The 15,482-nt window shown below is 38.8% G+C and carries 12 protein-coding genes; 2 read left to right on the top strand and 10 right to left on the bottom strand.

What is annotated here, in order from left to right; genetic code table 11:
* Window positions 1-293: 293 nt before the first annotated feature.
* The gene (locus ACMGGO_RS08660; RefSeq protein ID WP_420281784.1) at window positions 294-2,054 is read right to left on the bottom strand and encodes an ABC transporter ATP-binding protein; all 1,761 of its coding nucleotides are present in this window, start codon (window positions 2,052-2,054) and stop codon (window positions 294-296) included.
* Window positions 2,055-2,469: 415 nt separating this feature from the next.
* Here ACMGGO_RS08660 and ACMGGO_RS08655 point away from each other — a divergent pair, with 415 nt between their 5' ends.
* On the top strand, window positions 2,470-3,231 hold the full coding sequence (locus ACMGGO_RS08655) for a TerC family protein (RefSeq protein WP_016994674.1): 762 nt from the start codon (window positions 2,470-2,472) through the stop codon (window positions 3,229-3,231).
* 200 nt (window positions 3,232-3,431) lie between these two features.
* Complete coding sequence (locus tag ACMGGO_RS08650) at window positions 3,432-3,941, top strand: ferritin (RefSeq protein WP_048392396.1); 510 nt, start codon at window positions 3,432-3,434, stop codon at window positions 3,939-3,941.
* Window positions 3,942-4,060: 119 nt separating this feature from the next.
* On the opposite strand, the gene ACMGGO_RS08645 is transcribed toward ACMGGO_RS08650, so the two are convergent.
* From ACMGGO_RS08645 to leuC, 9 genes are all read right to left on the bottom strand, one after another.
* A complete protein-coding gene (locus ACMGGO_RS08645; RefSeq protein ID WP_054550470.1) occupies window positions 4,061-5,233 on the bottom strand; it encodes an iron-containing alcohol dehydrogenase in 1,173 nt (390 codons plus the stop codon).
* A 17-nt stretch (window positions 5,234-5,250) separates the two neighbouring features.
* Window positions 5,251-6,096, bottom strand: coding sequence for an AhlS family quorum-quenching N-acyl homoserine lactonase (gene ahlS, locus ACMGGO_RS08640; RefSeq protein ID WP_048392394.1), 846 nt, complete (start codon window positions 6,094-6,096; stop codon window positions 5,251-5,253).
* Between the two features lie 27 nt (window positions 6,097-6,123).
* The gene (locus ACMGGO_RS08635; RefSeq protein WP_054550472.1) at window positions 6,124-7,545 is read right to left on the bottom strand and encodes an aldehyde dehydrogenase family protein; all 1,422 of its coding nucleotides are present in this window, start codon (window positions 7,543-7,545) and stop codon (window positions 6,124-6,126) included.
* Window positions 7,546-7,645: 100 nt separating this feature from the next.
* On the bottom strand, window positions 7,646-8,647 hold the full coding sequence (locus ACMGGO_RS08630) for a LacI family DNA-binding transcriptional regulator (protein WP_231595618.1): 1,002 nt from the start codon (window positions 8,645-8,647) through the stop codon (window positions 7,646-7,648).
* Between the two features lie 72 nt (window positions 8,648-8,719).
* Window positions 8,720-9,940 (bottom strand): RtcB family protein, encoded by a 1,221-nt coding sequence (locus ACMGGO_RS08625; protein WP_054550473.1) that lies wholly within the window; start codon window positions 9,938-9,940, stop codon window positions 8,720-8,722.
* Between the two features lie 104 nt (window positions 9,941-10,044).
* Window positions 10,045-11,895 (bottom strand): dynamin family protein, encoded by a 1,851-nt coding sequence (locus ACMGGO_RS08620; RefSeq protein WP_048392390.1) that lies wholly within the window; start codon window positions 11,893-11,895, stop codon window positions 10,045-10,047.
* Window positions 11,896-12,151: 256 nt separating this feature from the next.
* Entirely contained in the window at window positions 12,152-13,036 is an 885-nt protein-coding gene (gene rbsK / locus ACMGGO_RS08615; protein WP_115673341.1) for a ribokinase, read from the bottom strand.
* Between the two features lie 408 nt (window positions 13,037-13,444).
* Complete coding sequence (gene leuD, locus ACMGGO_RS08610; protein ID WP_048392388.1) at window positions 13,445-14,035, bottom strand: 3-isopropylmalate dehydratase small subunit; 591 nt, start codon at window positions 14,033-14,035, stop codon at window positions 13,445-13,447.
* Window positions 14,036-14,068: 33 nt separating this feature from the next.
* Window positions 14,069-15,478, bottom strand: coding sequence for a 3-isopropylmalate dehydratase large subunit (gene leuC / locus ACMGGO_RS08605; RefSeq protein ID WP_279495346.1), 1,410 nt, complete (start codon window positions 15,476-15,478; stop codon window positions 14,069-14,071).
* Window positions 15,479-15,482: the final 4 nt, after the last annotated feature.

Here is a 15,482-nt window from a genome sequence, read left to right as displayed (position 1 = left end):
CTTCACCTCTATTTTATGACCTTTATTGTGAACTGTAATGTTCTATTCGATTTACCTGCTAAACATTCCTTCTATGATTCATAAATGAATGTTCCATTTTCCATATTAAAGATTTGACCTGTTACCCTATGCATATTCGATGGCATTACCTTCAATCGATTCCCTCTTTCCACATAAACCTTCACTATGCATGTCAGTGTCCTTTGGCTACCACATAAGCAGTTGTACAAGTAACTAAGGGAAGCAACCAAAAAAGGGAAATTGTTTAAAAAAACAATCTCCCCCTCCTTCATTTACGTCAATTCCACAAACTCTTTCTGAACGCTTTGTTCTGTTTGTCCCTTGTGAAATTGAATATGATGAAGCTTTGCAAAAATCCCATTTTGAGCCACTAGCTCATCATAGGTACCATCCTCTTCAATGCCCTTCGGTGTCACAACTAATACACGATCAGCATTGCGAATAGTTGCCAGTCGATGGGCAATAACTAGTGTTGTACGATTTTCAGCAAGCTCTGTTAACGATTGCTGAATAATCATTTCTGTTTCTGTATCTAAGGCAGAGGTTGCCTCGTCTAAAATTAAGATAGGCGGGTTCTTTAGGAACATACGAGCAATCGCTAGTCGTTGCTTTTGTCCTCCTGATAATTTTAAGCCACGTTCACCTATTTGTGTATCATAGCCATCGGGCAGCTCTGCAATAAATGCCTCTAGATGTGCTTTTTTCGCTGCCTCTCGAATTTCCGCTTCACTTGCATCTAATTTTCCATAGGCAATGTTTTCACGAATCGTACCTGTAAATAAAAAGACGTCCTGCTGTACGATACCAATTTGAGCACGTAATGACGCTTGTGTCATATTACGTATATCGATACCATCAATCGTAATAGCGCCTTTTGTCACCTCATAAAATCGAGGAATCAATGAGCAGATTGTAGTTTTACCAGCACCCGAAGGCCCTACAAAGGCAATGGTTTGGCCAGCTTTTACATCAAATGATATATCATGTAAAACCTGTTTGGATGCATCATAATTAAAATGAACGTGATTGAAGGCAATATTTCCATCTAAATGTTTTATAACCTTTGCATCCTCACGATCTTGAATTTCTGGCTCCTGTTCAATTAATTCACGGAAGCGCTTAAAGCCAGCCATTCCTTTCGGATAAAGCTCTAATAAAGCACTAATTTTATCAATTGGTTTAATCAGGACATTCGTATATAAAACAAAGCTCACTAGCTCCCCATAAGATAATTTCCCATTAAAGCTTAGCCAAGCCCCGACCACTAACACCATTAATGTAAGGAGGCGCGTCATCATGTAAATACTGGAGTGTGTCCCTGCCATAATTTTATAGGCATATAATTTAGCCGTACGGAAATATCCATTTTGCTCCTTAAAGCGTTTAATTTCAAAATCTTCATTTGTAAAGGATTTCACAACACGGACACCAGACACACTATCCTCTACACGTCCGTTCACATCAGCAATTTTGCCATACATCGTTTTCCAAGCATTGTTCATTTTTATATTACTAAATGTCACAAGCCATGTTAAAAATGGCACCATAATCGCTGCAATCAAAGCGAGTGTTGGATTGACATTAAACATAATGGCAAAGGCCCCAACAAAGGTCATGATCGCAATAAAGAGATCCTCTGGTCCATGATGGGCAAACTCACCTATATCAAACAAATCATTGGTAATGCGACTCATAATATGACCTGTTTTCGTATTATCAAAGAATCGGAAAGATTGCCTTTGTACATGCGTAAATAATTCCTGACGCATATCCGTTTCGATATTTATGCCTAGTTTATGCCCTAAATAGTTAACGATAAAGTTCAATAATGTACTAATGGCATAAACAAGCAGTAATAGGACACTTATTTTCACGATCATGCCCCAATCCCCTGTTGGCAATAACTCATCGATAAACCATTGAACAGCCAATGGAAACGCAAGCTCTAAGATTGCTACAATAATGGCACTCGAAAAATCGATGACAAACAATCGTTTATGTGGCTTGTAGTAGGAAAAAAATTTTCTATACATGTTTGTCTCCTCTCTAAGTTGTAAAAATTTTGCCTATCTTTTAATAGTACCATTTGTGCAAACGTAACGGAAAAGTATTTTTTCTCCATAGCAGTATATTTTTATTTACTTTTAAAATGTTGCATGTTACTATGTTAGTAAGAATTGAATAGCTTTTGACTTTATTGTCAAAGGGGAGTAGCTAGCAGATGCGATCGAAGCATCTGATTCACATTCGTCATTACATGGTATATTACCATCGGGTGTGATGGCATTTCTTGTCACACAGAACACTTTCTGTGCAACGAACAGTTAATTGCTTAGCAAGACCTTTGCCTATTTTTTAGGCAGGGGTCTTTTTCTTTTGCTTAAAATAGGGAAAGAATAAGTTAGCAAGCCATTCATTTCTGTTCAACAATTAAAGGAGGCAATAAATTTGGAGGCAATATTTTTAGAATACGCATGGGTACTTGTCGTATTAATTGTACTAGAAGGTTTGTTAGCAGCAGACAACGCCGTCGTAATGGCTGTTATGGTTAAACATTTACCAAAGGCACAACAACAAAAAGCTTTATTGTATGGATTGGTGGGGGCATTTGTTTTCCGTTTTGCCGCATTATTCCTTATTACAACGCTCGTTAATTTCTGGCAGATTCAAGCAATAGGTGCCGCTTATCTACTGTTTATGTCTATTAAGCATATTTATGATTCACGGAAAGCATCTCAAAACTCCGAAGAAATTCAAGAGCCGAAAAAACAATCTGGCTTCTGGATGACGGTTGTAAAAGTAGAACTTGCTGATATCGCATTTGCTGTGGATTCTATTCTTGCGGCGGTTGCCATTGCTGTCACACTTCCACATATCGGTGATTTTGATATTGGCGGTATTAACGCAGGTCAGTTCGCAGTGATGTTCTTAGGTGGTATTATTGGTGTCATCATGATGCGTTTCGCAGCTCGTTGGTTTGTAAAGGTTCTCGACAAATTCCCATCACTTGAAACAGCTGCTTTCCTAATTGTCGGCTGGGTTGGTGTAAAATTAGCTGTATTAACATTAGCACATGAAAAATTGGGTGTGATTCCACACGAATTCCCCCACTCCACTCTTTGGAAAGCTATTTTCTGGATTGTCTTAATTGCTATCGCATTAGGTGGCTACCTAATCGGTGTCAAAAATCAAAAGAAACAAGAACAATAATAATGAAAAATCGCTTCGATTACGATCGGGGCGATTTTTTTATTTTCTTAAAAATATAAAAGAAGGTATTTTCTAATTGAGAACGAATATCAATTATTTTTTTGCATGAATTGCTTTAAAAATTAAATTTTTTGTATGTTACTGCCTCTACGCTGTATACTAGTAAAGAAGTCATTTACTGCAAAAGGAGGAAAACTTTTATGTTATCTGAAAAACTACACACAGCTCTTAATGAACAAATGAATTTTGAATTCTACTCTGCGCATGCCTATATGGCAATGGCAGCCTATTGCACAGATCAAGATTATGATGGCTTCGCTAACTTCTTTTTAGTACAAGCAGAAGAAGAACGCTTCCATGCCATGAAATTTTATAATTTCTTAAGTGATATGGGCTACCGCGCAACAATTCAAGGTTTTGAAAGCCCAGGCAATCATTTCGAATCCATTTTAGATGCCTTTAAAACGGCTCTATCACACGAAAAAGAAGTAACACGCCGTATTTACAATTTATCAGACATTGCTTTAGATGAACGTGAGCATGCGACAATGGCCTTCTTAAAATGGTTTATCGACGAGCAAGTAGAAGAAGAATCTACATTTGATACATTAATTCGTAAAATCGAGCGTATCGAAACTGACTCAAACGCAATCTTTATGCTAGATGCAGAATTGGCTACACGTACATTTACACCAGATACAGAAGCATAATATTTCTTATAAAAAATCTGCCATTAAGGCAGATTTTTTTAGGTATCTATCTTGCTTGTGGGATTTTCAAAAGATGCAATAAAAGAGAAACGTTGAAAAATCAACGTTTCTCAGGTTCTTTATGGTTCCCTTACCACACCATCAAAGGCAGCTTGATAGATTTGATAGATATCTTCACGCTTTAATGGCATTGGACTTCGCGCTAAAATACGCGTTTGTTTTGTAGCATCCTCTGTTAGCTGTTCAAGTGCTGATGCAGGGATATTGAATCCTTGTAATGTTGAGGGAATTTTCACATCTTGAACGAGTTGTTGTAAGGCGTCAACACATTTATAGGAAGCCTCTTCTTGCGATAAATAGGAAGATGATATCCCCATGGCATCTAAAATATCTTTCATTCGTTTTTCACAGCTTTGACGAATATACCCCATGACATATGGTAATAGTACTGCATTGGAATCACCATGAGCTATATGGAACTGACCTCCCAGGGGATAGGCTAAAGCATGGACGCCTGCTACACCGGCATTGAAAAAGGCTAACCCTGCTAAATAGCTGCCATAACTCATATCTGTGCGCGCTTGCTTGTCTTGCCCATTATGGACAGCTGTTCGTATTGACTGGCTAATTAAACGGATAGCTTGTAGTGCAAGTGCATCCGTTACTGCATTCGCATTTACTGATACGTAGGCTTCTATCGCATGAGTTAACGCGTCTACCCCAGTCGCCGCTGTCACCTTCGATGGTAAGGAAATCGTTAAGGCAGGATCTACAATCGCTACATCCGCTAATAAATAATCATGTGTCACAACATCCTTGGTTGTATCCAGTGATAGCACAGAAATATTTGTTACCTCCGAGCCTGTCCCAGAAGTGGTAGGAATTAAGATTTTAGGTAACCCTTTATTATCTAATGTTTTCGTTCCTGTTAGGTTTAAATAATCTGCAACTTTTCCATCATGTTTTGCTAATACGGCGGCAAGCTTTGCTAAATCCAGTGCACTGCCCCCACCTACACCAATCACCAAATCAAATGGATGCTTTCTCGTAAAATCAACCAGTTTTTCGCCAATTGCAAGCGGAGGCTCTGGTGCAATATCCGTATAAATGGTCGTTGTATAGCCTTTCTCAATCAAAGGCTTTTCAACATTGTCCGTTAGACCTATTTCTTTTAATAATGGATCTGTCACGATCAAAATATTGTGAGCGTTAAACTTCTTTACCTCTAGCAGAAGCTGACTCAAACAGCCCCAGCCAGTATAGCTAGCAGGCGTAAAGGTTAATTTATGCATGGCTTCTCTACTCCTATCTATTCATAATAGCCTTCCGTTGATTTTCTAAATGATTTAAATTGAATAGGATCATGGCCAAACCATACCTGTGAATTTGTTTCATTTGCTAGTCTTCGAATCCGTTCCACTGTTGAATTATAGCCTACAGAATCGTAGATAATGCCTGGTGGCTTGACAGGAGGCCCAAAGCTTTCTGCCGTATAAATGGCATCTGAGGCTAAAATAATACCACCTGTGTCAGGCATTTGAATATGCAAACCTAGCATTCCCCAAGCATGACCACTACCAAAATTTAATACTTGTATCCCTTCAGCTAGTTTTACATGATCCTCGCCACGTTTGATTAAGCGCCATTGTAGATTGTTTTTAATCCACATATCAATGTCACCCCAAACATAGGCACCGTCTTTCACGTTTCTAGCATATGTTTGTAATGTGCCATTAAACTCATCTTCCTGTACAATAATTGTGGCATTTGTAAAGAGTTCTAAGCACCCTGCATGGTCGAGATGCAAATGGGAAGCAACAACATATTTGATATCCTCTGGACGAACATTTAATTCTTCTAGACGATGATGTAAATAGCATTCTTCTGGCATATTAATAGGAAATGCTTTTTGCGTAAATTCACCCCATCGCCCTTCTGGACCCATCGAGTTTGGATTGCATGCAGTATCAAATAGAATTTTGCCTTCTGGATGATCAATCAATACTGTATAAACAGGGAATTCAACAAATTCATTTGGCTGGTTTGGATGATCGATGGTTGCGGGATTGTGCATCGCAATCATATAATTTTTATCCATTCGCATCGTACCATTGTCCATCACATACAATTTTGGATGTTGTTTAATCATTTTCATTTTCCCATCTCCATTCGTGATTATTAGTTATTGGTTATTCCAAATTACTAGCTTCATTTCCGTCATTTCTTCTAACGCATATTTAATGCCTTCACGGCCTGTGCCGCTTTCCTTTACACCACCATATGGCATGTGATCTACTCGATAAGTAGGTACATCATTAATGATGACTCCACCAACGTGCAATGCTTTTGTAGCCTGAAAAGCTGTCTGAATAGAAGGAGTGAAGATGCCTGCCTGTAGGCCATAGTGAGAATTATTGATAGCCGCTATCCCTTCATCAATGGTGGATACCGTATTAACGATAACAACAGGTGCAAAAATTTCTTCACAGGATACACGACTCTGTGGCTGAACATTATATAAAACAGTGGGCAATAAAATATGATTGTCAATGTGACCACCTGTAATTACTTGTGCCCCTTCAGCTACTGCCTCTTTAATCCATTGATAAGCACGCTGTTGTTCAGCTTGTGAAATCATCATAGCAAGATCTGTTTGATTATCCATTGGATCACCAATTGTAAGCTGCTCTATTTTTTCCTTCAGCCGAATTAAAAATTCCTCCACCATACTTTCCATGACATAGATACGTTGTAAAGAAATACAGACTTGACCTTGGTTGGAAAAGGCCCCCATCACAATGCGATCCATAATACGCTCTAGCTGTACCCCTTCATCGATAATTACGCCTGCATTGGAACCTAATTCTAAGGTTACTTTCTTCAAGCCTGCACGATTGCGTAGAGAAATCCCTACCGCTGGACTTCCTGTAAACGTTATCATCTTAACATTTGGATGTGCTAAAAATGCATCGCCTACTAATTTACCTTGTCCAGTTACAAGATTAAAGGCACCTGCTGGTAAATTTGTTTGCGCCAATAATTTTGCCAAAAAATGGGCGGATAGCGCTGTTTGTGTGGCAGGTTTCAATACAATCGTATTGCCTGCAGCTAATGCTGGCCCAACTTTGTGTGCTACTAGATTTTGCGGAAAGTTAAATGGTGTAATCGCTGCCACAACACCGATTGGCTCTCTTAATGTATAAGCAAAGCGCCCCTCTCCATTTTTTGATGCATCCATTGGAACCATTTCACCAGTAAGTCGCTTTGCTTCTTCTGCCGCAAATTTATAGGTTTCAACTGTGCGATCAATTTCAGCGTAAGCATACTTTAACGGTTTGGCTGATTCCATTGCAATGATACTTGCTGCTTCATCTCTATTTTCTGCAAAAAGGATGGATAACTGCTCTAATATCTCTGCTCGTTGAAAAGCAGTTAATGCAGCCATTTGAGGAGCTGCAGCATGCGCACTTTCAATGGCCTCCTGTACATCTTTTTCAGTGGCCATCGCAAAGTGTGCCAATACCTCTTGTGAATAGGGAGATTGGATCTCCATCCATTCAGCAGTCATCTTCCATTCTCCATTAATCCATAAGCCCTTTTTCAATCGTAATTCACTCCTTTCTTTTTATGGTTACGTATTCATTTCAGAAAATAAAGAAATGAATACGTAACCATTTTGGTGTAAAAAATAAACTGATGGTCTATCAGTTTATTTTACACGTTGTATTTCTTGGGAAAATCTTAACAGACTCTGTTTGTCTAATGCAAGTACTTTTTTTCTCCATTACCTCAAATAATTTTTCGATAGCAATAAAACCTAAGTTCTCTTCTGATGTTAAACCTACAGTTGTTAAGGCAATAGAGTGATGTTTACTAAGCTCTACATTATCAATACCAATGATATTAAAATCTCTCGGAACCTGAAAACCTCTCTCTAAACAAAGATTCAATATTTCAATGGCAATGGCATCCGTAGCAGCACAAATAGCTGTTGGTCTTTTTTCGAGTTGTAAAAGCTCTGCAAACGCACGTTCAATATCCATTTTATTGGTGTTCGTTAAAAAAGTAGGCACTAATTTTGCATCTAGCCCATAATCCTGTAAAGCTTGTTCAAATCCCAGATAGCGTCCATAGAAGGTACTCATTTGATGTGGACCCCCTATCCAACATAAAGAGTCATGCCCTAATGATAGGACATGCTTGGTCGCAAGGTAACCTGCTTGAACATTATCAATTTCTACAAAATGTCTATTCTCTTTATGCTTACGGTTAAACATAATAAATGGAATAGCTAGTTTTTCTAGTTTATAAAATAAATCATCTTGATACAACATAGAAGACAATATAATTGCGTCTGCTTTCGTTTCTAAAACGGCATTGTAGATTGAATTAAGATTATCCTCTGTGCCAAAATAGACATTAACTTTATAGCCACGTGCATTAACATAATTCACGATGGCTGTAGTTGTATCAACAAAAAAAGGGTTGTGTAAGGGCCCCGAAATCAATGTAATAATACCTGTTTTTTTCTGAACAAGCGATCTTGCTATATCATTTGGCACATAGTTTAGTTCCTCTATCGCCTGCATTACTTTTTCAATTGTTTTTGGCTTTACAAGCTCTGGTGTATTCAATACTCTAGATACAGTTGTTTGTGAGACACCAGCATGCTTCGCCACATCTTTTGAAGATACCAAAAAAACCACCCATTTCATCATTGTGAAGCTATATTATATCATCTATAGAATAATGATTATAGTGATGATTCCTTCTCTACCTTAACGCTTTCGCTCATATGGCTTTGCAGCTTCACTCGCTTTAAAGTTATAAACAGGTTTAATAACTTTGACAATATCTACAGTTTCCCTAATCGCAGAAGTAATTTCTGTCATCGGCTTATAGGCCATTGGTGCCTCATCCAATGTTTCTTCATTGACTGATGTTGTCCAAATCCCCTGCATCGTATCTTTAAAATCGGCCATATTCAAAGCTTTTTTCGCTGCGCGTCGTGAAAACATGCGTCCTGCTCCATGGGGGGCTGAATAATTCCATTCCGCATTGCCTTTCCCTATACAAATCAGAGATCCATCCCGCATATTCATTGGAATAACTAGCTTTTCATCTTTATTTGCACGAACAGCCCCTTTGCGAAGCGTCATCGTTTCTGTATCGATATAGTTATGAATCGTATCAAACGTATCTGTAAAATGCCAATCCATCTGTTTAGCAATGGTTTCTGCAATGGTCCAACGATTCATCCGTGCAAATTGCTGTGCAATCTTCATATCATGGATATAATCATGGAAAGCTTCCCCCTCTAAATATGACAAGTCTTTCGGAACGAACGGTGTTTGTTCTTTATAGGCTTGTATCATGGATTGAATCTCTTGTTGTCGTCCTTGCTGTTTCATTGCTTCTATTTTTTCTGTCAAATCTTCTCGACGTAAATTTTCATAAGCTCTTTTTTGATGCCAATTAGCAACCTTTGCCCCTACATAGCGTGACCCCGTATGGATGAGCAAATAGTGCTGATCATCTTCATCTTTGGCAAGTTCAATAAAATGGTTGCCTCCCCCAAGTGTACCTAATGACAAGTTCGTATAGTCGTCTTTCAAGCCGCTTGCTCGAAATTGTTTACCTTCAAACTCTACAAAATGTCGGCTTGGCGATACTTCTTTATGAATATCCTGCCCACTTGGTACATATGTGCGAATGATGGCATCGAGTTGAGCAAAATCAACTGTTGTTACGTCAAGTTGTGCTACAAATACACCACACCCCACATCAATGCCGACAAGATTGGGTACAACACGGTCTTGCAATTGGATGGTCGTGCCAATGACACATCCTTTACCCGCATGATAATCTGGCATAATACGTACTTTAGTGCCTGCCATAAAAGCCTGGTCTGTTAATTCTTGAATCTGATCAACAGCTGTTTGTAATGCTGTTTGCGCAAAGATTTTTGCATTCGTGAAGCGTCCATTTATTTCAATCAAGTGTATCCCTCCTTACTACTTATACGTAAAACTGGAATGATTTGTTTCATATCATAAAGAAAACGTTCTAAAAGCATGCTACTTTTAGAACGTTTGGTGAAAACCTAATCTTCATATTGTACAACTAATTTTTTAGGTATTTCGGGTATATCATTTGATTTTACATCTTCTTCCCTTAAGTCAAGCATTTGCAGGGGATATTTTTCTTGCACCTCAAAAGGTATTGCAATACTTTCCATTTTATTATTCATTTGACTTCTTGCGAGTAAGCCATTGTTTGATAAATCAATGGCTAAAATAGCCTGCACAGTTTCCTCAAGCATGGCAATATCCTTCGATTTCAACGGCATTTGCTCATTCATTAAAAATGGTTGAAGATGCTCTTTTATATAACCCTGTGCTTCGATTAAGCAAGAAAATTCATTTAATTTTTCAGCATAGCGCTTTAACTGACGCTTATCTTTTGCACGCTGTTGATTTAGTTTCTGTACCTTTTGTTCAATACGGCTCATGCGTACTTTCACTAAATCAATCAAAAAAGGCTGGGTATCTCGAATCGCCTGTAGCATTGAAACCTCTGCTTGTTGTACCTTGGCATATTGGGCGACACAAACCTCTTGCTGCTCATTGAGTTTTTGAACACGCTCTTTGAAAAATTCATTTTGCGTATGTTGGCCAAAGAAAGCTTTCATAAGACCTTTACCATGAATTTTTTTATGTTGTGCATCTAAACGCTCATATTCGCGTAAATACTCACTGTGCATGTTGCGGTATTCACGCAACATTTGTTGATAGTGCACAGCAATTTCAGTAAATTCTTCCACCTTGGAATCGTGTAAATAATCATGTTGCGCTATCGTTTGTAATAGCTGATACAGTGTTTGAACCTGTTTAAACGTGTTCGCTACCTGTTCATATTCTTGCTCATATTCTTTGACAATTGCTAAGTCACGTTGATAGCGAGAATATTCATATTGGGTATCGCCTGCGTATTTTTCTATATTCTCTACAGCAGATTGAAATGGATCTCGTTGTGGAATTACAGTTAATTCGAAGCGGAATCGTTCAAGCCATTGTAAGAAGCGAATTAGGATGGCATATGTTTTTTTATCACTATTTTCAGCCACACGATGAATGTGAGCAATTAATTGATCATACTGACTTTTTTGCCAAAGCTCATGACTGTCTGTTTGTTTGGCTACTAGTGCATTAATTGCTGAAATCCCTATAAAATCACTCATCAAATGACCAATACGTTGTTGTTCAGAGTCCATAAATGCTGTAGCATGTTCCTCATCATCGATGCCGTTGATGACACATAAAGGTTCAACACCTTTATTCTTTAACGTTTCAATCAAGAGAAGTTCAGCATCCATTGCCATTGAACCAGCGCGTAACACCCAGAAAATTTCATCAACACGGTTCATAAGCGCCTCTGAAAAATAAGCCATTTCTCCTCCGCCTGCTTCTAATGACACAGAATCAATTATTGTCACGGATTTTAATAAATCATTTTTCAAATAGACTTCTAGGTAATCTAAATGTTCACGTAAAATCTGGGAAGCAAACGTATCGCCAGTTGTTAGTAGCTCTAATTTACTGAGATCAAATACAGCGACAACACCATCTAAAAAATAAGCTTTAATCTCTTCTTGCTCGCCGTAGCGTATAAACGTATTTACACTTGTTGGATGCTGATCATCTACCGATAATATTTCGCGTCCTAGAAGTCCATTCACAAGTGTTGTTTTGCCCACCCGCTCTTTTCCAACTATTAAAATCATCGTCTGGTTATTGGCATCTTGAATGATTCGATTTAAATGTTTTGCTGTATCTTTCACATATGTATTTTGGACGATGATGCCATACAAGTGTCGTAGTTGGTCAACAAATTGGGGCAAAATATTATTCGCTGAGGTTGTATTTTCGATTGGCGTATTGTCAATGTTCGTCATCCTCAAAACCTCTTTTCGTATGTATCTATAAGACCATTATAAATGAAACTATGGCTTTTCTAATACATGGATTGATGAAAAGAGGACAATATACTTATACGTTTATACGACAAATAGGAATTCATCCTTACACCTATTTCCTGTCTGCTTCATATATGATTGCTACACAGACTAAAGGGAATAGTCCCAGCTATGAGTTTAGAAGTATTAGGCTTGGAGATTTCTCTCCAAGGTTGCTGAATAGCTGACCTTTGTCCTATTCCTCCAAACCAGCCATACGTGCATAAACAGCTCCAAGTAATGGCATTCCACCTTGGGCACCTAGTTTCTCTACAGATAAGGAAGCAGCGATATTAGCAAAATATACAGCCTCATCCAACGATTGCCCTTCTACTAAAGCATAGGCTAAAGCACCATTAAAGGTATCACCTGCGCCCGTTGTATCCACGACTGTTGTCATATAACCTGGAACATGAATTGGATAGGAGCCATCGAAATAACGTGCACCATCACTTCCTAGCGTCACGATTAATTTATTAGGATATTTTTCTAAAACTTGTTCCACAGGCTCGTTAAAAATTTCAGCACATTCTGTCTCGTTAGGTGTTAAATAGGTAATATCGTCCATCCACTGCACATCAAAATTGGCTGCTGGAGCAGGGTTTAACAGTACCGGAACACCCGCTTCTTTACATAAATGAATGGCATGGGCTGTCGTCTCTTTAGGGATTTCAAGCTGTATAATTACCAAGTGACTTTTTTGTATCAACTCTTTTGAAGCTTCAAGATGGGATATGCTTAGGTCATAATTAGCTCCAGGTACGACAACAATTCGATTATCGTTATTGTAAATAAGTATATTAGCAATGCCTGTAGGAGCAGTGGTGCTTTTTACAATGGCGTTTGTCTGAATCTGCTCTTGCTGTAAAGCGGCATGTAATGTCTCACCAAAATGATCATTCCCTAAACAGCCAACCATCGCCACCTCACTGCCAAGACGAGCTGCGGCAACTGCTTGATTAGCCCCTTTTCCTCCTGGAACTGTTTGAAACGAGTTACCTAGAATGGTTTCCCCCTGCTTTGGAAAAGCATTCATTTGTACAACTAAATCCATATTTAAACTTCCTATAACTGTAATCATGAAATTCCACCTTTCATCTTTTGATCAAACAAAAAACAACTGAAATGAGTAGTATCATTTCAGTAGCTTAACAATATAAAAATTCGTATAAACTAAAAACCTATCGACTGTTTTAGGGATGCCCTAAATTCTTTCACTTACTGTAAATCGATACGAGCTTCTTTTACTCGTTAAATGAAAACGATCTAGTCACTCAGGCTATCTTCCTGTTATGCGAAGCAATGCTTCAGATGACGCTTTCAAAAACTGGCTGGATTTGTCCTTTAATATACAAATATTATTATAATGATAACATAGTGCCACCTTCGCATTTGATGTTTCCTTTATTATAAATAATTTCATATAGGAAATGCACTACAAACACAAAAAAACTGAAGACAACATAAAACTTGTCTTCAGTCATATCAATTAATAGGCTACTCGCTTCGCCTCATATGCGGCAATGTGGTCCTCGTATTTAAAGGTTAAGGCGATTTCATCCCAGCCATTCAGTAACGTTTCTTTATAGTATGGGTCAATTGTAAAATGATAGACTGTACCATCTTCCCCTGTTACGGTTTGCTCTGCAAGATTTACTTCCATACTATAGGGCTTTGCTAAGCCTTTTGCTAAAATAGCATCACATTCCGATTCTGTTAGCTTAATCGGTAAGATACCGTTTTTGAAGCAGTTATTATGGAAAATATCTGCAAAAGAAGGTGCAATCACAACGTTAAAACCGTAATCTAAAATTGCCCATGGTGCATGTTCACGAGAGGAGCCACAGCCGAAATTATCTTGCGCCACTAGAATTTTAGATTCTTTAAATTCAGGTTTATTTAATACAAAGTCAGCTATTTCATTCCCTTGTGCATCGAAACGCCAATGGTAAAATAAAAACTGTCCAAAACCTGTGCGCTCAATACGTTTTAGAAATTCTTTTGAAATAATTTGATCGGTATCAACATTTTTTCGATCAAGTGGTGTGATGACACTATTTACGATATTAATTGGTTCCATTTTTCAATCATCCCTTCCCGAGTAAAGCAAGACTTACACTGTTTCCTTCACAAATTCACGTACATCGACGAAGTGACCTGCAATCGCAGCGGCTGCTGCCATTGGTGGTGACACTAAATGTGTACGAGCTCCAGCGCCCTGACGTCCTTCAAAGTTGCGGTTTGAGGTAGAGGCACAGCGTTCTCCAGCTGGTACGATGTCATCATTCATCGCAAGACACATCGAGCAACCAGACTCTCGCCATTCAAAGCCTGCATCCATAAATATTTTATCTAAACCTTCTGCCTCTGCTTGTTTTTTCGTTGTATGTGAGCCTGGGACAACGATGGCTGTGACCTTGTCATGCACCTTACGCCCTTTGATAACATCAGCAGCTGCACGCAAATCACTAATGCGTGAGTTTGTACAGGAGCCAATGAAGACATGCTGGATGTCAATGGATGTTAATGGCTGGCCTTCCTCTAAGCCCATATAGGCAAGTGCTTTTTGAAGTGCCGCCTTGTCTGATTCATCCTCATAATCTGCTTGTGTTGGAACATGCCCAGAAACACCAGTACCCATCGATGGGTTTGTTCCCCACGTAATGATTGGTTCAATTTCTTCAGCTTTTATAATACGAACCGTATCGTACGTTGCATCTTCGTCTGAAGCAAGACTTAACCAGTAAGCGGCTGCTTCTTCCAATTTTTCTCCCTGCGGTGCATATTTGCGTCCACGAATATAATCGACTGTTGTTTGGTCAGGTGAGATAAGCCCTGCTTTTGCGCCTGCCTCAATTGACATATTACAAATCGTCATGCGTTCTTCCATAGATAGTTTGTGGATAGCCTCTCCAGTGAATTCCACAATATGTCCTGTACCAACACCTATTCCGAACTTGGCAATGATGGCTAGAATAATATCCTTTGCCGCTACCCCAACTGGTAGCTCCCCTTCAACACGAATCTCCATCGTTTTCGGCTTATTTTGCCATAATGTTTGCGTCGATAATACATGCTCCACCTCTGATGTTCCAATACCAAATGCAATGGCCCCGAAGGCACCGTGTGTCGATGTATGAGAATCACCACAAACAATGGTTTTACCAGGCTGTGTTAATCCAAGCTCTGGCCCAATCACATGGACAATCCCTTGGTCAGGGTGACCCATGCCCGCTAACTCAACGCCAAATTCCTCAGCATTTTTAGCTAATGTTTCGATTTGATTGCGCGCAATGGGATCATGGATAGTTGGTAAATTTTTTGTTGGTACGTTATGATCCATTGTCGCAAAGCTTAAATCAGGACGACGCACTTTACGTCCGTTCATGCGTAACCCTTCAAAAGCTTGCGGAGATGTTACTTCATGAATTAAATGAAGATCAATATATAACAGGTCCGGTTTGCCCTCTTCCTGATAAACAACATGTTTATCCCAAATCTTTTCAATTATATTTTTACCCATTGTC

It is taken from the genome of Lysinibacillus sp. BNK-21 (assembly GCF_048684915.1).
GTDB classification, from domain to species: Bacteria; Bacillota; Bacilli; order Bacillales_A; family Planococcaceae; genus Lysinibacillus; species Lysinibacillus capsici.
This window is presented reverse-complemented; position numbering and strand designations above follow the sequence as displayed.

Coding starts and splice junctions, on each gene's coding strand:
- ACMGGO_RS08660 (WP_420281784.1), bottom strand. CDS start 2,054: ATGTATAGAAAATTTTTTTCCTACTACAAGCCACATAAACGATTGTTT.
- leuD (WP_048392388.1), bottom strand. CDS start 14,035: ATGGAACCAATTAATATCGTAAATAGTGTCATCACACCACTTGATCGA.
- ACMGGO_RS08645 (WP_054550470.1), bottom strand. CDS start 5,233: ATGCATAAATTAACCTTTACGCCTGCTAGCTATACTGGCTGGGGCTGT.
- ACMGGO_RS08650 (WP_048392396.1), top strand. CDS start 3,432: ATGTTATCTGAAAAACTACACACAGCTCTTAATGAACAAATGAATTTT.
- ahlS (WP_048392394.1), bottom strand. CDS start 6,096: ATGAAAATGATTAAACAACATCCAAAATTGTATGTGATGGACAATGGT.
- rbsK (WP_115673341.1), bottom strand. CDS start 13,036: ATGATTACAGTTATAGGAAGTTTAAATATGGATTTAGTTGTACAAATG.
- leuC (WP_279495346.1), bottom strand. CDS start 15,478: ATGGGTAAAAATATAATTGAAAAGATTTGGGATAAACATGTTGTTTAT.
- ACMGGO_RS08620 (WP_048392390.1), bottom strand. CDS start 11,895: ATGACGAACATTGACAATACGCCAATCGAAAATACAACCTCAGCGAAT.